At 35.9% G+C, this 19,953-nt stretch carries 11 protein-coding genes; 1 reads left to right on the plus strand and 10 read right to left on the minus strand.

Going from position 1 to position 19,953, the window contains the following annotated elements:
* Positions 1-3: 3 nt before the first annotated feature.
* The 10 genes from EG814_RS07180 to nrfH form a co-directional block, all read right to left on the minus strand.
* The gene (locus tag EG814_RS07180; protein ID WP_125720362.1) at positions 4-3,051 is read right to left on the minus strand and encodes a SusC/RagA family TonB-linked outer membrane protein; all 3,048 of its coding nucleotides are present in this window, start codon (positions 3,049-3,051) and stop codon (positions 4-6) included.
* A gap of 1,094 nt (positions 3,052-4,145) precedes the next feature.
* The gene (locus tag EG814_RS07185; protein WP_125720364.1) at positions 4,146-4,862 is read right to left on the minus strand and encodes a thioredoxin domain-containing protein; all 717 of its coding nucleotides are present in this window, start codon (positions 4,860-4,862) and stop codon (positions 4,146-4,148) included.
* A gap of 9 nt (positions 4,863-4,871) precedes the next feature.
* Positions 4,872-5,930, minus strand: coding sequence for a sterol desaturase family protein (locus EG814_RS07190; protein ID WP_125720367.1), 1,059 nt, complete (start codon positions 5,928-5,930; stop codon positions 4,872-4,874).
* Positions 5,931-6,172: 242 nt separating this feature from the next.
* Complete coding sequence (locus tag EG814_RS07195) at positions 6,173-8,089, minus strand: arylsulfatase (RefSeq protein WP_125720369.1); 1,917 nt, start codon at positions 8,087-8,089, stop codon at positions 6,173-6,175.
* A gap of 292 nt (positions 8,090-8,381) precedes the next feature.
* Positions 8,382-9,854 (minus strand): RagB/SusD family nutrient uptake outer membrane protein, encoded by a 1,473-nt coding sequence (locus EG814_RS07200; protein WP_125720371.1) that lies wholly within the window; start codon positions 9,852-9,854, stop codon positions 8,382-8,384.
* Between the two features lie 10 nt (positions 9,855-9,864).
* Positions 9,865-12,996, minus strand: a complete 3,132-nt coding sequence (locus EG814_RS07205; protein WP_125720373.1) for a SusC/RagA family TonB-linked outer membrane protein — start codon at positions 12,994-12,996, stop codon at positions 9,865-9,867.
* Between the two features lie 890 nt (positions 12,997-13,886).
* On the minus strand, positions 13,887-14,690 hold the full coding sequence (locus EG814_RS07210; RefSeq protein ID WP_125720375.1) for a cytochrome c biogenesis protein: 804 nt from the start codon (positions 14,688-14,690) through the stop codon (positions 13,887-13,889).
* A 48-nt stretch (positions 14,691-14,738) separates the two neighbouring features.
* The gene (locus tag EG814_RS07215) at positions 14,739-15,986 is read right to left on the minus strand and encodes a cytochrome c biogenesis protein ResB (RefSeq protein WP_125720377.1); all 1,248 of its coding nucleotides are present in this window, start codon (positions 15,984-15,986) and stop codon (positions 14,739-14,741) included.
* Between the two features lie 72 nt (positions 15,987-16,058).
* Positions 16,059-17,525 carry an ammonia-forming cytochrome c nitrite reductase gene (gene nrfA, locus EG814_RS07220; protein ID WP_206430292.1) on the minus strand — a complete coding sequence of 489 codons (1,467 nt, stop codon included), beginning with the start codon at positions 17,523-17,525 and terminating at the stop codon, positions 16,059-16,061.
* Positions 17,526-17,562: 37 nt separating this feature from the next.
* Entirely contained in the window at positions 17,563-18,183 is a 621-nt protein-coding gene (nrfH, locus tag EG814_RS07225) for a cytochrome c nitrite reductase small subunit (protein ID WP_125720381.1), read from the minus strand.
* A 290-nt stretch (positions 18,184-18,473) separates the two neighbouring features.
* Here nrfH and EG814_RS07230 point away from each other — a divergent pair, with 290 nt between their 5' ends.
* Positions 18,474-19,952 (plus strand): MFS transporter, encoded by a 1,479-nt coding sequence (locus EG814_RS07230; RefSeq protein ID WP_125720383.1) that lies wholly within the window; start codon positions 18,474-18,476, stop codon positions 19,950-19,952.
* The last annotated feature ends 1 nt before the right edge of the window (position 19,953 follow it).

A 19,953-nucleotide genomic window follows, 5' to 3' on the forward strand; every position in this document is an offset into this window, starting at 1 on the left:
CTTTTAGAATGTTACGCTTAAACCGCCTGAAATTGTTTTAGATGCTGGATAAATTCCAGTATCTGTTCCTGGAGAAATCGTTGTTCCGTTGGTAACTTCGGGATCGTAACCTGTGTATTTTGTCCATGTCAATAAGTTTTCTCCAACGACACGGAATTTTACTGCCGTCAATCTTAATTTTTCAGATATTTTTTTCGGAAGATTATAGCTTAACGTGATGTTTTTTACACGAACGAATGAACCGTCTTCCACAAATCGATTTGAGAAAACTGGTGCAGGATCTAATTTTGCTCTCGGCGTTGTATTACTCGGATTTGTTGGTGTCCAAGCATCTAAAGCTGAAGTCGAGGCATTTTGCTGTCCGTTGTACAATTCTAGCGCTTGTAAGTTTCCGTTAAGGATTTTATTTCCAACAGAACCATTTACCAAAATTGCTAATTCAAAACCTCGGTAAGTGAAGTTATTCGAGAAACCAAAAACAAAGTCTGGCTGTGCGTCGCCAATGCTTGTTCTATCTGCCGCAGTGGTAAAAGCGCCATCTCCATTAATATCTTTATACAAACGATCACCGGCTTTTGGAGTTGCATTTCCAGTATAAACGCCTTTTGTTGCGTCTTCGTCAGTTTGCAGAATTCCGTCTGTAACGGCTCCGTAAAAAGTTCCAAGAGACTGACCGACTTTTAAAATATAATTTCCGAAAGTGTAAAATTCGGCACCATTTCCTAGCGCTATAATTTTATTTTGGTTGAATGCAATATTGAAGTTTGAAGTCCAAGAAAAAGCAGTATTTCCAAGAGAAGCATTCAAACCAAATTCAATTCCCTGATTTTGTACAGAACCAAAATTCTGCAAAGAAGAAGTAAATCCAGTAGTGTATGGAAGCTGAACATCTAGCAATAAATCTTTAGTCGTTTTGCGGTATACATCAACCGTTAAATTCAGTTTATCATTAAAAAATCCAACGTCAACTCCAGCATCAAACTGATTGGTTAATTCCCAGCCTAGATTGTCGTTTGCAATTCGCGTAGGCGTAAAACCAGTATAAATCTGATCGCCAAAAAGATATTTCACACTTGTCAAAGTAGACAAAGACTGATATTCTCCGATTTCCTGATTTCCAGTAGCTCCCCAACTAGTTCTAATTTTCAAACTGTTAATGACATCTTTTACAGGAGCAAAGAAATTTTCTGAGCTAATTTGCCACGCTGCCGCAACAGAAGGGAAGTAGCCCCATTTATTGTCTTTTCCGAAACGAGAAGAACCATCGGCTCTCAAACTTCCGGTTAAAAAATACTTCGAATCGTAGTTGTAATTTACCCTCGTTAAATAAGAGTTTAATGCCCAAGTGCTTTCTCCAGAAGTTGGCATTAAAGCAATATTTCCACTTTGCAAACTGTAATAACCCGTAATATCATTTACATATTGCTGTGATCCAGATGTAACATATTCTCTTGTAGAACTTTGCTGTGTATAACCCGCCAAAGCGTTTAAACGGTGTTTTTCGCCAAATACAGTTGTGTACGTCAGTGTATTTTCGTTTAGCCAGCTTCTAGAATCTGCTGTTCCAATTTTTCCTTCTCCATTTTTAATCGAACCTTCGTAAATACTAGATGGCAAATAGCTTTTTTCTTTATTGAAAATCATATCGGTTCCAAAAGAAACTTTTAAAACCAAGCTTTTCAAAATGTCATATTCGCCATAAATTGTTCCTAAAATACGATCTGTTATAGATTGATTTTGACGCTCGTTTAAAGTCGCGATCGGATTGGCAAAAATATTCTCAAACGGATTTCTTAGTGTGTAACTTCCATCTGGTTCGTAAATCGTTGCCGTTGGAGGCATAACCAATAGAGAAGTTATCAAACCCGTTGGAGCAACTTTCGATTTCGTTTCGGCAATAGTCAAGTTTAAACCAAATCTTGCTTTACTGCTTATTTTTGAATTTAAATTCACGCGTCCGCTAAAACGTTCAAAGCCTGTATTTTTTATAACTCCTTCCTGATTGTAATAATTTCCAGAAACCGCATATTTGGTCTGATTATTTCCTCCCGAAACACTCAACTGATGATTTTGTGTCAAACCTTTTTGAAAAGCCGCATCTTGCCAATCAGTTCCTTTTCCTAGTTGGGCAATCTGCGCGTCAGTCAAATATTGATTTGTTCCTCCAGCAGGATTGGAATCGTACAAAGCCGCATTTCTCAATCTAGAAAAACCTTGAGCATCTAATACATCTACTTTTTTGCGAACAGATTGCTGACCAATTGTAAAATCGTAATTTACGGTGGTTGCTGTGTTTGAACCTTTTTTGGTGGTAATAATAACGACTCCGTTTGCTCCTCTAGAACCATAAATTGCTGTAGAAGCAGCATCTTTTAAAACCGTAATCGATTCAATGTCTGATGGATTTATAGTAGAAAGCGGATTGGTTGGCGTACCGCTCAAAACACCAGAAGTAACTTCTGAGTTGTATAACGGGAAACCATCAATTACGTATAAAGGTTCATTTCCGCCTTGAATCGAACTTCCGCCACGAATACGAATGCTCATTCCTGCGCCCGGCTGACCTGAAGTCTGAGTTACATTAACTCCCGCTACAGAACCTTGCAGCGAACTTTCGAGTGTTTTTTGAGTTGCTTTTAATGACATTTGAGCGACTGTTTCGGCTGCTCCTGTATAGTCCTTTTTAGAAGTGCTTCCGTATCCGATGATTACGATTTCATTTAATTCTTTTACATCTTCTTTTAGTGAAATCTGTACAAAGTCTTTGGTTGCGATATGTTCTGTAGTGATATATCCCACGTAGCTTACAACTAAAGTGTAAGGGAATATTTGTCCGGTTTGAAAATAGAATTTTCCGTCTAAATCGGTTACCGCTGCGTGCGTAGTTCCTTTAATTTGAACGGTAACTCCTGGAATTGGCTGATTGGTTACCTGATCTGCAACGGTACCATTCAGCGTCGAATTGATTAAGGGTTTTGTGTTTTGTGCTTTGATTCCGATCGAAATTAAGAATACAAAAAGCCACAAAAAGGCGTGTAATTGCTTGTTCATATTTTTTGATTTTAAATAATAAAGCGATACGAGAAATTGACTTTTCAATTCACGAGGGCTTTCTTTAGTGATAAATGTTCTTTAAGTCTTACCATTTCTGTTGCCGCAGAAATGCCTTTGTTATGAAAGAATAGGGCAGTGCATCGTTGTCATGTTTAGATTCTTGTTTTAGTTATTATTTTTTTTAGTTATGGAGTTTTGACATAATTATGCTTGAGATAACCAGTCAATAAGAATTTTAGTTTGATTTTCATTTAGGAACTCAAAATGAAAAGAAGGATTTTTAACAGCACATGCACATATAACCAATGATGTTATAAGCGAAATTTTTAGGAAGAATGTAATGCGACGTATAAGCTGTTGTTTTCAAAATGTAGTTTTTTAATTTTTAAACTCTACTAATCCTATAGACAAAGTTAATTTTATTGTAATAAAAACCAAAATAATATTTAATTTTTTTGAAGTTATGATATGAGAATATAAGAGGAAGTAATTCTTATGATATTTAAGTTGTTAGTAATCAGTGTTTTGTGTTTTATTTTTGAAAATAAGAAAGCAAGTAAAACTAGTATTGTTTATACAGTTTTTACTTGCTTTTATTGTGTTTTAATAAAATAAACTCGACTGGTTTTAGATTTGTCAACTTAGATTTAAATGTTCAGATCGTTTTTATTTCGTTTTAAACCTGACAGGTTTTTAAAACCTGTCAGGTTTCGTTGTAAATCATTGAGACTTTTTTATGAATTGTCTCTAGCTTTAGCTGGAGATAAAATATTTGAATATAAAAAAGGCTTTAGCCGAATATAAGTTTGGCTAAAGATTTAATCTGTCGGTGTTAATGGGCCAGAATAAAAAGGTTGCCAGAAGTAGCAGTATTATTAAAATGGGTAAAACGATTTTGGTTATTTTTTTATAGTTTGCCATATTGGTCTTGTTGGTTAAATTTTTAACACATAGTAACGTAGGTTTTTGAGGTAATAATAGAATGCTTTAGAAATCTAGATTTTTCACATAGTTCTATGAGCTTTATTTGGAATGAAATGTCTCTTTTAAAAAACTATTTAAAATATGATTCTACGTGTTGAAAAGAGAAATTATTTCGAAGCTAATGCAACATCAACCTCATTTTTCAAATCATTGATACCTTCTTTCTTAAAAACAATTTTCCCATTTTCATATAAAATTAAAGTCGGAAAAACTTTTACCGTTTTTAAATCGGCAATTACCTGCGGACTGTCTTCTAACTCAATTTCTACTATTTTCAAATTGTTTCCATATTCGGCTCTAATGGTTTCCAGAATCGGTTTCACTTTTTTGCAAGGACCGCAGTATTTGGAGCCAATATCAACTAAAACCGTTTTGTTTTCGGCAAGGATTTTATTGAATTCGGTCAGCGATAATTTGCTTTTTAAATTAGAATAAAAAGGTTTTCCGTTTCCAATCCAATTGGCGATTCCGCCTTCTAAACTGTAGGCTTCACTGAATCCGTTTTTTAGAAGTTCTTTTTCTAACTGTACACTTCTTCCTGCTCCGATCGAATAAATAAAAACGGGCTTAGATTTATCTAGTTTAGCTACTTGCTCTGCATAGTTTTGAGATTGAAGATTGAAGTTTACAGCGCCTTCAATATGATTTAAAACAAATTCTTCTGGAGTTCTGGCATCAACAATCTGTGGATTCTTTTGGCTTTTTATTTTCGAATAAAAGGAATCTAACGTTATAGAACTATGAATTTCATTTTGCGAAAAAGCAGCAATCGCCCATAAAAAGGCAATTGCTGTTATACTGGTTTTTAAAATTTGATTTTTCATATCTAAATATTAAACCTGTTCTAAAACTGGTGCTGGAGTTTCTTCGGCAATAACCGCTTTTGGCTTTTGCGGAACTGCTAATACGCCTTCAGCCAAAGCACTTCCTTCTTTTTTAGATTTAAAAATTGGCCAAAGAAACTGTGCGTACCATTCTTCTTGTTTGTAGGACTTCATTCCGTAAGATTCTGGATATTTACGAGTAATTAATGCAGTCCCGAAAATCATATCCCAGATAAAAAACATATTTCCGAAGTTTCCTTTAAAATGTCCTATTCCGTCTCCGCTTGTATCGGCGTGATGAGCATGATGCGTTGCAGGAGTAGAAATTAATCTTTCTAAAACCCAAGCAATCGGATGCAAAACTTTGTATTTGTAAAATGGTTTGTCCCATTTAATACTTGAATGCGCCCCTAATGTGATGAAACTTTTAATAACCAAAACAAACAAAGCTGGCAATCCTAAACCTAAATACGTTAGTGTTGCAGTCAGATAAATTTGAGAAAAGAAAACCGTGTAAATAAAGTTTTGTCTAGAAGCCATCGCCATTCCCATGTATGGAGCAGAATGATGTGTTCTATGAAAACGCCATAAAAAAGGCACTTGATGATGTAAACGATGGTACCAATACTGCGTTAAATCATCGGCAATTGCGATTAGGAAAAATCCTCCCCAAAATGGAACCCATGATAATGAATTTTCCAAATTCGGTATTAAATAAGGCAAAGCGGTTAAACTAAAAAAAGCAATTATTGGAGGTAAAAGCAATTTTGGAGCGAGAAAAGAAACAATGTCAATTTTGCGTTCTTCTCCTGTCCATTCATCATCGTACAAACCTGCTGCAAATTCGATAATTCCAAGTACAATCATAAATACGATTAATCCCCACGATCTAATGTTAGCAAAAGCAGGCTGTAGAAATTGTAAAAAGGCTGGTACTGTCAAATGAGATTCACTTACTGAAGCGCCGCCCAGCTGGAAATAAAGGTAAATTGCCAATACAGGCAACGAATAAATGAAGAGACTAATGGTCAAGTCTCTAGTCAATTTTGAATTTTGAACTGCTGCCATGATTTCTTATTTTAAAAATTGATTAATAATGGTTAATCCTCCAGCCAAAATCGCCAGCGGGACTAAAAACAAGATTATCCCAACGACAATCTTTTTTCCTATAATTTCATAATCTACTCGTTTCATAATTGTTTTGTTTTTAGATTTCCTGCATCCCGAAGCTTCGGGACAAAACCTTGTAGGTATAGTTTTTAGACTTAGTTAAACCTACAAGGTTTTGAAAACCTTGCAGGTTGTGTGTTTTAATTATTTGTTCCCCCAGGTTTAGTGGCCTGTTTGATTAAATCAGAAACTGTTTTTCCTTTGTCAGCTCCAGTATTGTGAATTCTTCTGTTGTAAACATCCTGCCAGTCAATCAACGGATAAACATTGTTTTCTTTTGCCTGTTCGTCAAATAATTTTTGAAGTTCAGCCAGTTTTTCAGGATATTTTTTTGCCAGATTGTTACGTTCGTTAAAATCTTCGTTTAGGTTATACAATTCCCAAACATCAGTATCAAAATTGCTTGGCGCAGGTTTTTCACTACTTCCTAAAGATTTTTTCACTGCAAAAGAATCTGGTAAATGTGCTGCCGAAGCTTTCCAACCGTCTTTGTAAATTGCTCTATTTCCGAAGATGTAGTAGTACTGTACTTTATGTAAAGATTCTGCTTTCGGATTGTCTAATGAAGCCTTGAAAGTAGATCCTTGAATAATATCTTGTTTTACATTTTTGATATATTCTGGAGCTTTAATTCCAGCAATATCCAAAGTTGTCGGCAAAAGATCGGTTACGTGGCTGTATTGGTTTCTGATGCCGCCCTTGTCTTTAATTCCGTTTGGATAAAAAACAATCAGCGGATTACGCGTTCCACCTTCAGACTGAGCATCTTGTTTCCAGTTTTTGAAAGGAGCATTGGTTGCCTGAGCCCAGCCCAACGGATAATTGGTATTTAAACCTTTTGCAGTTCCGATTTCGCCAATGTTTTTTAAATTGCTTTCAAAATTTTCTTCATCTGTTTTCCCTTGAGAAAATAAACTCTGATTGATAGTTCCTTGCAAAGTTCCTTCTTTACTTGCTCCGTTATCGCCAATAGCAACAAAGATTAGAGTATTATCAAGCTGTCCGCTTTGTTTTAAATAATCAACAACTCTTCCAATTTCATAATCTGTATACGTTAAGAATCCAGCGTAAACTTCCATGAATCTTGCATATACTTTCTTTTGGTCTGGAGTTAATTTTTTCCATTCTGTAATTAAAGCGTTACGATCTGGAAGCACAGCATTTTGAGGAATTACACCAAGTTTCTTTTGGTTGGCCAATACTTTTTCACGGTAAACATCCCAGCCTTCATCAAATTTACCTTTATAAGGTTCAACCCATTTTTCAGCCACCTGATGAGGTGCATGAACCGCTCCTGGCGCGTAATACAAGAAAAATGGTTTTCCTGGCGCTGCTTTTTGCTGTTTCTGAATATAACTGATCGCTTTATCTGTAATTAATTCATTTAAATGGCGTCCGTCTGGTTTAATATGAACTTGATCTTCAACCAAATCAGGATTATACTGGTCAGTTTGCGAACCTAAGAATCCGTAGAAATGATCGAAACCTTTTCCTGTCGGCCATCTGTCAAACGGACCTGCATCTGAAGCTTCTTCATCGGGCGTAACGCCGTATTTTCCAACAGCAAAAGTGTTGTAGCCGTTGTCACGTAAAATTTCTGCAATAGTTCCTTTATCTGAAGGAATTCTTCCGTCCCAACCTGGGAAACCTGCTGAAAGTATAGTATGTGAAAATCCGCTTACGTGAACTCTTCCTGAATTTCTTCCAGTCAGCAAAGCTGCGCGGGTAGGAGCGCAAATTGCTGTAGTATGAAAGTTGGTATAACGAAGTCCGTTATTAGCCAGATTATCAAAAGTTGGCGTCTCGATTAATCCTCCAAAAGCAGTTGTGGCTCCAAAACCAACATCATCCAATAAAATCCAAACCACGTTCGGCGCGCCTTTTGGAGCCTTTACAGGATCTGGCCAATATTCTTTAGAATCGGCTAAAGTTTTACCAATTACACCTTTAAATTCTTCTTTTTCCTGTGCAAATCCCAATTGTGCCACTAGGAAAGCAGTAGCCAAAAGCCCTTTTTTAGAACTTTTGATTAAAATGCTATTTTTAAATTTTTTCATTTTTTATAGTTTTTTAGTTATAGGGTTTTAAATAATGGTTCTTATTTTTTTTAGGAGCTAATCCCGCTATCCGTTACAATCTTTTTTATTTTTGAAGAAAAAAAAAAAAAGGATTTCCACTTCTATCGGGGCTAGGACACTCATTTTCATAATAATGTTTTCGTATCAATTTGTCATTTCGACGAAGGAGAAATCGCACTAGAAATTCCGTAATAATAATCGCCAATTTTTGTTGACAACCTAGTGCGATTTCTCGTACCTCGAAATGACAAAAGCTTATGTTTAAATATTATTAATACCCAGGATTTTGCGGTAATCCATCCGGATTAATATTTCTCTCACTCTGCGGAATCGGATAAAGATTATTTCTTTCTGAAACAGAGTTTTTGGCCGTTACTTTTTTCACTTCCGTAACCAAAGTTCCCCATCGCACTAAGTCAAACCATCTTTGTCCTTCTTGCACAAATTCTTTTTTGCGCTCTTCCTGAATCGCGGTTCTAAAAGAAGTTTGGCCTAATCCTGCTAAATCTACAGTTGCATCTGGAGTTGTAATCGCTTTTCCGAAAGCTCTTCTTCTTACCTGATTGATTAATTCGTAAGCTTCAGCTGTTGGTCCGCTTTGTTCATTTATCGCTTCCGCTAAAGACAGAAGAATGTCGGCATAACGGATAACCGGAAAGTTGATCGCTACGTTTCCAGGAGTTGCTAGATTGGTTAAATCCAGATATTTTTTGAAGATGGGTTTTGGAAAGGTATAAAGCGTTCCTGTTGCAGGATTAAGCAATTGTTTGGCATAACTAACATCCCGTCTTTTGTCTCCAGTTGCGTAGATATCATAGAATAAAGCAACATCAGAGATAATATCTGCCGGTTCTGTTGCTGTGAATCCGGTGAAAGAAGTAGCCTGAAAAGTACTTCCGCTAGAACCGTTTCCAGCTTGATTTGGCTCAAACTGAACAGAGAAAATATGCTCTTTTCCGTTCTTTTTTGTTTTAGTAAAAATGTCCTGAAATTCTTCAAACAAAGCATATCCATAACCTCCGTTAATCACTTCTCTTGATTTTGCAATCGCATTCGGCCAATCTTTTCTCGTTAGATAAACTTTTGCTAAGATTGCTTTTGCAGCACCAGAAGTAGCGCGTCCAGCATCTGTCGCTGAATACGTTTTGGGTAAAGCTTCGGCATCTGTTAAATCTTTAATGATTTGAGCATAAACTTCATCTGCAGTAGAACGATTAGTTTTTAAATCACCTAAATTGATAGAACTTGCTTCATGCAAAACAATCGGAACACCACCCCAAAGACGAACTGCCTGAAAGTAAAGCAAACCTCTTATAAATTTCGCTTCATTGATTAATCTAGTTTTAACCACTTCAGAACCAGAAACTTTCGGGATATTATCAATAGAAACATTCGCTCTATTAATTCCCGCATAAATTTGTCTCCAAGCGACTTGTACACGGTCTGAAGTCGCATCATGATTCAAACTGCTCAACGCTCGCACTTGCGGATTGGTGGCAGAAACTCCCGCCGCTGCGTAATCTGAAGCCATATCGGTTAAGAAATAAAGGTTTCTTCCAAACAGACTCTGTTCGCCTGGATCAAGACTTAAAGAAGCATAGACAGCCGTAACGCTCGCCACAGCATCGTCTTGAGTGATAAAATAATTGTCTTCGGTTACAAAAGAGGTCGGCGTTACCTCAAGATCTGCGCACGATGTTAAACTTCCTGCGCTTAGTATAATTGTTAGGATTATCTTTTTCATTGTATTTTGCTTAGAATGTTACGTTAAGGCCAGAAATAAAAGTTTTAGAATTCGGATAAGAACCAAAATCAATTCCTGGATATAAGTTGTTTTGTTCGTACGAGCTTACCTCTGGATCGTAGCCAGTATATTTAGTCCACGTAATTAAGTTTTCTGCGGAGACGTAGATTTTTACGCTTTTTGTTCCCAGTTTTTTAGAAACGCTTTTAGGTAAAGTATATCCCAAAGTGATCAATTTCAATCGTAAGAAAGAAGCATCTTCAACATAGCGTTCAGAAACAATTCCAAGTGGTGAACTAGAAGCTCTTGGAATTTCGTTACTCGGATTTGTAGGTGTCCAACGGTCATTTAAAGTTGCTGCAGCATTGGTTCCTAAAGTTGAGATTTCTAACTGCTGATTTAAAGCATTAAAGATTTTTCCTCCGTAAGTTCCTTGAAAAGAGAAATTCAAATCAAAATCATTGTATGAAACCGTGTTGCTGAAACTTCCAACAAATTTGGGCTGAGAGGTTCCTAAATTTCCTTTGTCCAGCGCAGTAATTACGCCGTCGCCATTGGTGTCAACATATTTTCTGTCTCCAACTTTGGTATTGGCCAAACTGTTGATTTTTGGCTGCGTATTCACTTCTTCCTGAGTTTGGAAAATTCCGTTTGTTTTGTATCCCCAGAAAGATCCCAAAGGTAAACCGACTTTTACAATAACAGGCTGTTGTTGTAATAAAGAACCATTTGGCACGACTGGAAAAAACTCATTAACGCCATTTCCAATCTCGATAACTTTATTTCGATTAAGAGAAAATACGATATTCGAATTCCAAGCAAAGTTTTTTGTTTTAACGTTTTCTGTTGTTAAACCAATTTCGAGACCTTTATTTTCAACTCCACCAATATTTTGAAGAACTGTAGCGTAACCTGAACTCAACGGAACCGGAACATTGATTAATAAATCTTTTGTCTTTTTGTAATACACATCAAAAACAAAATTGATTTTTCGATCAAGCAATGATAAATCCAATCCAACATTATATTGATTTGTTTTTTCCCATTTCAAATCTGGATTTGCCAATCGGGTAGGAGCCAGACCTGTGTATAAAGTCCCTCCGAAAGAATAGTTTACAGAGCCCATTGAAGCTAGTGGAAGATAGTTGCCAATTTCTTGATTTCCTGTTGTTCCCGCAGTAAGTCTCAGTTTGGCTTCGGTAACGCCTTTAATGTTGTTGGCAAATTCTTCGTCTGTAATATTCCATGAGAATCCGGCAGAAGGGAAGTAACCCCAAAGGGATTCAGATCCAAATCGAGAAGAACCGTCGGCACGACCAGATAAAGTGAAATTATACTTTCCTTTATAAGAATAGTTTACTCTCGTAAGCCAAGATTTCAAAACACTTTCGTAAGCATCACTGTAAGGTTTTACAGGAACACCATCCTGAATAGCATTGTAAGTATTAGCATCATTTACAAAAGTTTGGGCTCCAGCATTTGAAACTTCGCCTTTTGTGTATTGAAGCGTATAACCTCCTAAAGCAGAGAATTTATGGTTTTCGCCAAAATGGGTATTGTAATTAAGTGTGTTTTCATTCAAAACAGAACTCACCAATCTTTCTCCAATAGATGCTAATCCTTTTGTACCTGCACCTGTAGTAGTATTAGACGGAGCGTAGTAATTTTGCTTCGTATTCAGAACATCACCGCTTACCGCAACTTTTGCCGTTAATTCTTTATTGAATTTATATTCGCCAAATAAACTGGTTAGAATTCTATTTAATTTGGTTTCGTTTGTCGTATTATCCAAATCGTTAATCGGGTTCGGCACATAACCGTTTACAGAAGTAGCATACGGATTGTTGGTGACATTATAGCTCCCGTCTTCATTTTTGATTGGAACAACTGGTGCGGTCAAAAGCACGCTAACAAGAGGATTCGGATTTCTTCCGGCTCCCGCACCTCCATTTGTACCCACACCATTTGAAATAGAGTTGGTATAATTCGCGTTTACTCCAAATTTGAATTTCTGAGAATAGTTTCTTTCATAGTTTACTCGAAGCGAGATACGCTTAAAATCAGATCCTAAAACAATTCCGTCTTGGTCAAAATATCCTGCAGAAACTGCGTATCTGGATTTTTCGTCTCCACCAGAAAAAGACAAATTATGATTTTGAACTGGAGCCGCAGTTATAAATGCCGCAGATTGCCAATCGTAATTTCCTGAAGTTTTTAAAGCTTCGATTTGAGCAGCAGAAAAAGAAGGCGCTTGTCCAATACTTGCTTGAACATCGTTTCTTAAACTTGCCCATTCACTGGCATTCATTAATCTCAATTTTTTTGAAATATTTTGGAATCCGAAATAGCCTTGGTACGAAATATTATCTTGTCCTTTAGTTCCTTTTTTAGTCGTAATAATGACAACCCCATTGGCGCCTCGAGAACCATAAATTGCCGTAGCAGAAGCGTCTTTCAGCACTTCTATAGATTCAATATCCGCTGGATTTATTGTAGATAATACGTTTACACTTGCGCCGGCAAAAGCTACTCCCGCCGAACTATTGCTGTTGTCATTATAAATCAAAATGCCATCTACAACATAAAGCGGTTCATTTCCGGCAGTGATGGAATTTCCTCCGCGAATTCTAACACTTGAAGAAGCACCTGGACGTCCTGAACTTTGTGTAACTACCACTCCGGCAACAGCGCCTCTTAAAAGATTGTCTGCCGAAGAAGTTACTTGCGATAAATTGGCTTTTGGCACCGAAGCCACAGAACCTGTAATATCTTTTCTTTTTTGAGTTCCGTAACCTACAACGACCAATTCTTCTAGTTCTTGACGTTCCTCTTTAAGGTGAATAATTACTGGATTTTTCTCAACAATTATTTCCAGTTTTTTATATCCGATGTAACTTATAATTAAAGTATAAGGAAATTTCTGTCCTGTCTGAAAATAAAATTTTCCTTCGGCATCTGTCACAACGCCGTGAGTAGTTCCTTTAATGGTAACAGAAGCGCCTATAATGGGTTGATTTGTAATGTCATCTGCAACAGTTCCGTCCAGTTTTGATTGAATAAGTGGAGTGGTATTCTGGGCTTGTATTCCTGCCGTTATGAAGAGTAGAAACAGCAGTATGTGTATGTTTAACTTTTTTTTCATTTCTTTGTATTGGTTTTAAGTAATTAACAAGACGCCCTGAGCACTGTTTATACAGCACTCTCAAAGTGTTCTTGATTTAGTGATAAATGTTCTTTAAGCCTTGCCATTTCTGTTGCCGCAGAAATGGCTTTTTTTATTTAAAGCAACAGGTTTGCATCGTTCTCATTTTAGTTTTTTTTAGTTTTTAGTTATTTAATTTGCTGAAAAATAGATATAGTTTCAAGAACCTGACCAACACAATTAAATGCGTCAGAAAGCCTTTTGTTTTAATCTAAGTAAATTTTTGGATGGTGTCTTTAGATTTTTTGCGTAGATGCAATTTTTAAAGACAAATTGAGATAAGGAATTTTTAACAACAGAAACACATATAACAAATAGTGCTATAAGTGTTTACTTTAGGAAGAATGTAACGCGATATGCTTTCTGCTGTTTTCACAATAATAATTTTTTTGGTTTGAAATATTATTTTAAACTCTACTAATCCTATAGACAAAGTTAAATTTTATATAATAAAAACCAAAAATTTATTCAATTATTTTTTGAAAAAATAAGCCTACAAGTATTCTGGAGCAGGTTTGATCTTGTTATCCCTTTATTTTATTGAGATGATTTAAAAAATCTTGTTTTTGAAATAAACGTTAAAAACAAGCCAAAGGATTAAAATTGTAGTATTTATACATGTATTTTGTCTGTACTAAGCTCTAAATTATCAGCGTTTGCAGAGTAAAAAAGTCTTTTACTTTGTTTTTTTAAGATCAAAAAAAGGCAACTCAAGCCTTTACAAAAAACAGATTTAACAGACAGAAGTAAGTGTAAATAAAAAGGAGCAGTAAAAATACTGCTCCTTTCAAGTAAGAATAAGTATTATGTGAATTAAATTACCTTAAGATTTATGTATTAGTGTACGTGTGTACACTTTGTGCAGCAGATGGCATATAATTAACCCCAAACCAGCAGAGGAGAAGTATAACAAATGCTAGCGCTAAAGTAATTAATATGGGTTTTATTTTTCCAGGAGAGCGATAGCGCAGATGTATATAAATTAAATAACCTAACCATGTAAGCATTGCCCACGTTTCTTTTGGATCCCACGTCCAATAATGTCCCCAAGCTTCTTTTGCCCATAAAGCACCAAATAGTAGACCTAAAGAAAGAAAACCAAAACCAACGTAAACTAGATTATTGGCCAGCTGTAGAATTTCAGCTTTAAAAGTGCCGTTATAATATTTGTATAAGCCATAGCAAGCCACGATAGATGAAGCTGCAAGCAAAGCATAAGAAAAAATATAGACCAACACATGAGGAATAAACCATACGCTTTGTAAAGCAGGCATTAATGCTTTATTATAGGTGTCAGGATGGAGATAGTTCAAGAATAAAAAAACACTAGCCATTATGAGGCTATAATTAAGCAACCATTTATAATGCCATCGAGTGTAAGTTATAATTCCAATAATAGGTAAAAATACAGCATACCAAAGCCTTGTTTCTCCTAGCGTACGCATTGGAGGACGACCTAAATGATGCCAAAGATTATAAGTGAATGCAATTAAAGTTATTGCTCCAAAAAAAGCAAATAGAGGTATTAAAAATGATTTAGTACGAGTGCTTGCTAATAGCTGAAAAGCCATGCATATCAACCAGAAAATAGTTGCTATCAAAGCATAATTAGAAAAATAAATCCAGTAATTCATTTAAAGTTTTGTTGTAAAATTTAAATATTGATTTTGTCTTAATAAAGACTACACGACAGTTCTCTTGCCTTTAAATACGAGATAAAGCGCCCCAATAATCATCATAAAAATGCCACAGTAAACAATAGGAAGCCAAGGGTCTCGAACTAATTCGATAACACTGCGTTTAGACCATTTGCCAAACTTTTCGTCATAGCTTAATTGATATATTTTCCAGCCATTTGCTTTGTAGGGTTTGTTTACTTCAATAATAGCTTTTTCATTTTTGCCATCTTTTACAAAAACGTCAACATAAGAACTATATTTTTTTGCTTCAGACTGTAACATAACTATCGCTTCTTTATCATTTAATTGCAGATAGGAATATGAAGTAGCAAAACTGCCACAACTAATCCAAGCAATAGTATCGAGTTTCACAGATTTGACCTCAATCAAAGCTGATGGTGTAGCACCTTCTTCATTAACTGGAAAATAGCTGTTGCCAGTAAATTTGCTGTTCTCAATGTAATCTAAAATTTTGATTTTGTAGTTTTCATAATCATAAGCATCACCTTTTACGATCATGCGCAGAGCGTTTATTCCTTTGGTTTCGATACTGTTGTTTTTGATATCGGCAAAAGCAAGTTTCGGCGCAAAAGTCTCCATTTCAAATTTCTTGAGTTCAAAAGCAATGTCCATTGGAATACTATTCCCTTGTTCATTTTTTGCACCCCAAACCAATTGATTTTCATACAAATCCATAGTATAGCGTTGCAAATCGCCACTTCCTAATATTCCTGCTGTTATGGCAATAAAAAGTCCGAGGTGATTTAGAACAAATCCCCAATTTTTCCATTGCCAAGGCATCATCCTGTTGAGAGTGGCAAGACCAAGAGTCAGCAAAAAATACAATTGTGCAATTATAAATGGCCAACTTGATAATACAAATGAAAAGCCAAATAAATCGGGTTTAACTCCATCAACAAAATTTTGCTGTGGAAATGTTCCCATTATAACGGCTTGAATTAAAATTAAAGTAATCGCACTTATTGACGCTGGGACAGATCGCAGCCACTTGACCAACTGATGGTTTCTGCTAGTTAGATGTAAAGAAACTATCATTATTAAAAAAACAAGTGCCAGTATATAATTTACAGGACTACTAACAGGTTTAATATGAGTTCTAGTAGTAATTTGCAACAAGTAACCTACGAGTAGCAGTCCAGCAGCTATTATAAAAGACTCCTTATAATCCCAGGGATACTGCCATAGTTTTCTAGTTTTAACGTAGCGATTTTTGAGATCAATAATGTGCATATTTTTTTTTGTTTAGATAGAGGGTTTGTAAAAGTTTACAAACCCTCTATTTTTTGCTAAGCAATTCTATATTTATTTTTTCTTTGCTTCTTCAAGCCATTTTGGTAAAACTGTTTTTTTGAATACAGCTTTATTCGCTCTTTCTGTAGCCATGTCTAGACCAATGTATTTTTGCGCTTTCTCTTTGGTAGAAACGTCAGGATACTTTATAGGAGCTGTTTGCCCTAAAGATACCAGTACTTTGCTCAAGCCAATTCTAGCTTCGGCGGCTTTATTAAGGCCATTAGTTATAATTCTAGCTGTTTCTAATGGAGCATGGAATGATCCGCCATGCGAAGCAGCAGTAAAGTCCCAACGCCATTGTGACTGACGAATAAGTTTCAGAATATCTTTCATTTGGGCTTCGCTCGCGCCTTTATCCCAAGCGAGTTTTGCTTCCAAATGAGCTTTTACCAATTGATCTTCCAATTCAATTCTAATGTCATGAATCTTTTTCTGGCGTTCGTTAACATTTGCTACAAGGGTTTTTTCTTCTTCGCGATGACAAACCTGACAAGAATTTGCTACATTATTAAGTGGTGATTGAATTTTATGATCTGTAAATTTTTGACCGCCTTCACTTTTATACGGCATATGGCAATCTGCACAGGAAACGTTCCTTTGCCCATGAATTCCCATCTGATGAATTTCATAATCAGGATGCTGTGCTTTTAAGATTGGTGCCTTACTAAGCGCATGTGTAAAATCGGTAAATTCAATATCATCATAATATTTTTCCATATTTTCAACAGTCATACCATTTTTCCAAGGAAATTTAACTCTCGCTGCACCTTCAACAGATTTCTTATCAAAGTAGTACTCTACGTGGCATTGTGCACAAACCAACGAGCGCATTTCGTTATGGCTAGCTTTTGTAATATCTTTTCCTTGCTCCTTAAATGCTTCAATAAGTGCAGGGCGTGTTATTTTCAGATTCATTGTTTTAGAATCATGGCAGTCCGCACAGCCAATCGGATTGACAATTTCTGGTCCTAAAGCAGCCCATGTTTGTTTGTAAAATTCATCAATTCCTAGTTTGTCCATCATTCTCGGTACATCTGGAGATTTACATACCCAGCAACTAGAAGGTTGTGGACCATCTTGCGGGCCTTTTGGAGCGCCAGTTCGCAGTGTGTTGTAGATATCCTCAATGGCATAAAAATGCCCTCGTCCTTGATTATAATCTTTTGCAAATGCATAGCCAGCCCATAAAACCACCATCCTTGGATCTTCATGAAGCATATCTCGCATTGTACCACCGCCGTATAGACTTGTAAAACTAGTATCGGCAGTTTGATAATAGGTTTGAAATTCGCGAGGATAATTGGCGCCCCAAACCTCGTTTTTAGATTCAAATTCTCCCACAGGAGCTAAAACTTTGTTTACAAATAAAGCTTCTGTTCTGCGTTCCATCACGCTATTTACTAATAGGCCAAGCATAAAAACTGCAAGCATTGTTACACCAAACATTACCCATCCAAGCCACGGTTTTTTTCTTATAATCTCTTTAAGTGGTGTCATAATTATTAATTTTTAATTATTTTTTGATTTTGATATTTTCTTTTTTAGATTTTTTTACACTATCAGTTTGCTTAATGAGCCATTCTGGAAGTGGAGAGTTTAGTAACGGAACTCTAGCATTTGGAACCGATGAAAGACTATTTACACGACCGTGAGGGACTTCTCTATGACAATCCCAGCAAAGTTTTCCTTCTCCATGTTTTTTGCTTTCTAGAGTTACTCCTGTAGTACTGATATTTGCATTTAAATCTCCATGACAGCGCTGGCAGTTTTTTTGCACTACATCTGTTCCTGCTTCCTTAATTTGAATTACTTGAGGCTCTGTTCGCCAAGTAAAGACAGTGGCGTGATAAATGCCGTCTTTAGCTTTAAAAAAGTATTTGTTAAATGGATTGTTATGAGGAACATGACAGTCATTACAATTGGCAACCCTTGCATGAGAACTGTGTTGCCAAGTAGCATAAAATGAAGTCATAACATGACAGTTTACACAAGTTTTTGGGTCATCAGAAAGATAAGAGACAGCATTTGATACATATAATAAATAGACAAACAATCCAGTTCCAATTCCCGCCGCTATAATTGTAAACGGAATCCATTTTCGGGGAGGTAGTAAATATTTTAGAATCTTTTTCATAAAATGATTTGTTTTGATTGTATGTCCAAAAATATAATGTATAATCTTACTTTTTTATGATATTTATCAGGAAGAAAAATTTATTGGATAAAATTTTTATGTTTGGGTAGATAAGAATAATTTTTGATTATTAATTTGTTTTTCAGGGTTTTAATAATACTTTTTTAATAAGGACTAAATTATCTTTTTAACATGATATTTGTCATTTTTTGTAAGAATGTATGATTATAATTTTGTGATGGTGATTGAGCAACACTTCAATAACTATTGTAGAATTAATAGCTTTTTTTATGGGGAATCTATCGTCATCTCACAAAATCTTATTTCTAAATACACTTGCCTTTACCGTATGTTTTGCTTGCTGGACATTAAATGGGGTGTTAATTACTTATCTTTCAGACAAAGGAATATTCAATTTTTCTGTTGTAGAAATGGGCTGGCTTCTTGGAATTCCTATTCTTTCAGGCTCTGTTTTTAGACTCCCAATAGGAATTTTAACCGACAAATACGGTGGTAAAATTGTATTTTCTACTTTATTAATTGCATGTTCAGTCCCACTTTTTTTACTTCCTTTTGCAAATTCTTTTTGGAGTTTTGCTGTTCTGAGTTTTTTCTTCGGATTAGTAGGTACTAGTTTCGCTGTTGGAATTGGCTATACATCTGTTTGGTATCCGAAAGAGTGGCAGGGACGCGCACTAGGAATTTTCGGAATGGGAAATGCTGGTGCAGCAATAACAACTTTTATTGCGCCTACATTATTAAATAATTTATCTGCAAATGACCCCGTAAACGGTTGGAAAACACTTCCAATTATTTATGCAGGTTCTTTAGTATTAATAGGAATACTTTTTATCGTTTTTGCGAAAAATAAAACCAATAAAGGCGTTTCAAAAACCATGGCCGAGTTGCTTTCTCCATTAAAGAAAACGAGAGTTTGGCGTTTTGGAGCTTACTACTTTTTAGTTTTTGGTTTTTTTGTGGCCTACTCACAATGGCTGCTTCCAAACTTCATGAATGTTTATAATACAACATTGGTAATGGGCGGAATGTTTGCGACAATGTTCAGTTTGCCTTCTGGTGTCATTAGAGCTTTCGGTGGCTACCTCTCAGATAAATTCGGTGCAAGAAAAGTGATGTATTGGGTTTTAGGATCTTCAGTGATAATCAGTTTTTTATTGATGTTTCCAAAAATGGAAATTATTACGGCTGGTCCCGGAGTTATGTCACTTACCAATGGAAAAGTAACTGAAATTTCGGCTAATGAAATAATTGTAAACGGAAAAACACACCAGATAAACAGTAAAAAAGATTTGGATAAAAGTAATGAATCTGCTGTTTTTCCGGTAAAAAAATCATGGCAGGAAGTTGTTGTGGAACAAAATCAAGAAGTTAAAAAGAAAGAATTATTGGCACACGGAATAACGCAGATTAATTTCAGCGCCAATTTGTGGGTATACGTGATTTTGGTAATACTGATTGGAATTTCGTGGGGAATTGGAAAAGCCGCAGTGTACAAACATATTCCAGAATATTTTCCAAACGAAGTTGGAGTTGTCGGTGGAATGGTCGGATTAATAGGAGGTTTAGGAGGATTTTTGGGACCGATAATTTTCGGATACCTCCTTAATTACACAGGACTTTGGACCAGTTCGTGGATATTCATCTGCTTCGTTTCTGTAGCATGTTTAATCTGGATGCACAGAACAATTATAAAGGCGATGCATAGTAAATCGCCAAATTTTACAAAACAAATAGAAGATAAACAATAAA

This window comes from Flavobacterium ustbae (assembly GCF_003946915.1).
Classification (GTDB): domain Bacteria; phylum Bacteroidota; class Bacteroidia; order Flavobacteriales; family Flavobacteriaceae; genus Flavobacterium; species Flavobacterium ustbae.

Excerpts from the sequence above, each read along its gene's own strand:
- EG814_RS07180 (WP_125720362.1), bottom strand. The coding sequence starts at position 3,051 with ATGAACAAGCAATTACACGCCTTTTTGTGGCTTTTTGTATTCTTAATT.
- EG814_RS07185 (WP_125720364.1), bottom strand. The coding sequence starts at position 4,862 with ATGAAAAATCAAATTTTAAAAACCAGTATAACAGCAATTGCCTTTTTA.
- EG814_RS07190 (WP_125720367.1), bottom strand. The coding sequence starts at position 5,930 with ATGGCAGCAGTTCAAAATTCAAAATTGACTAGAGACTTGACCATTAGT.
- EG814_RS07195 (WP_125720369.1), bottom strand. The coding sequence starts at position 8,089 with ATGAAAAAATTTAAAAATAGCATTTTAATCAAAAGTTCTAAAAAAGGG.
- EG814_RS07200 (WP_125720371.1), bottom strand. The coding sequence starts at position 9,854 with ATGAAAAAGATAATCCTAACAATTATACTAAGCGCAGGAAGTTTAACA.
- EG814_RS07205 (WP_125720373.1), bottom strand. The coding sequence starts at position 12,996 with ATGAAAAAAAAGTTAAACATACACATACTGCTGTTTCTACTCTTCATA.
- EG814_RS07210 (WP_125720375.1), bottom strand. The coding sequence starts at position 14,690 with ATGAATTACTGGATTTATTTTTCTAATTATGCTTTGATAGCAACTATT.
- EG814_RS07215 (WP_125720377.1), bottom strand. The coding sequence starts at position 15,986 with ATGCACATTATTGATCTCAAAAATCGCTACGTTAAAACTAGAAAACTA.
- nrfH (WP_125720381.1), bottom strand. The coding sequence starts at position 18,183 with ATGAAAAAGATTCTAAAATATTTACTACCTCCCCGAAAATGGATTCCG.
- EG814_RS07230 (WP_125720383.1), top strand. The coding sequence starts at position 18,474 with ATGGGGAATCTATCGTCATCTCACAAAATCTTATTTCTAAATACACTT.